At 40.4% G+C, this 607-nt stretch carries 1 protein-coding gene; it reads right to left on the bottom strand.

Features of this window, described 5'->3' with window-relative positions:
• Window positions 1–365: 365 nt before the first annotated feature.
• Window positions 366–587, bottom strand: coding sequence for a hypothetical protein (locus B5F78_RS16670; protein WP_162608599.1), 222 nt, complete (start codon window positions 585–587; stop codon window positions 366–368).
• Window positions 588–607: the final 20 nt, after the last annotated feature.

Here is a 607-nt window from a genome sequence, read left to right as displayed (position 1 = left end):
TCTTCGTCAGATAGCCCGCTATCTTCCTCATCACAGAAGCGAAAATGCCTCAAAAACTCATCCCAAATCATCGCACGATAAATTCAAAACAGCTTCTAAGAGCCTGTTTTGAAATTCCACAAAAGTTTAATGAATGTCCGCATTAGGCAAAATGCGGACATTCATATTGGCTGTTTTGAATGACAGGCTTTGTGTGTTTGTGCATGCCTGCCAGCAGCCGGTATATACCCCTGAAAAATGAATATATACTTCATCCGCGTTTGAATATATCTTCATCCGCAGTTGAATATATACTTCATCTGCGTTTGAATATATACTTCATCCGCGAATGCAGTACTACTGCGTTTTCAACTTTATGAATGTCCTCATTTTGCCAAATTGCCTGTTTGCGGACATTCACTTTCAACTTCTTTATAGTCAGAAGCTGTTTTGAATTTCTCCAAAAAGTTTTTCTTGGCTTGATGTATCCGTTTTCGTGTGTGCTTTGGGCGATTTTTGGGTCCTTTCCGCTCCTGTTCTTCGTCAGATAGCCCGCTATCTTCCTCATCACAGAAGCGGAAATGCCTCAAAAACTCATCCCAAATCATCGCACGATAAATTCAAAACA

The organism is Bacteroides sp. An279 (genome assembly GCF_002159615.1).
In the GTDB taxonomy this organism is placed as follows: Bacteria; Bacteroidota; Bacteroidia; order Bacteroidales; family Bacteroidaceae; genus Phocaeicola; species Phocaeicola intestinalis.
Note: the sequence above shows the minus strand (reverse complement) of the source record. Positions and strands in the feature narration are given on the sequence as shown.

Bases quoted from the DNA above. Each gene is read 5' to 3' on its own strand.
- B5F78_RS16670 (WP_162608599.1), bottom strand. From the start codon at position 587: ATGATTTGGGATGAGTTTTTGAGGCATTTCCGCTTCTGTGATGAGGAA.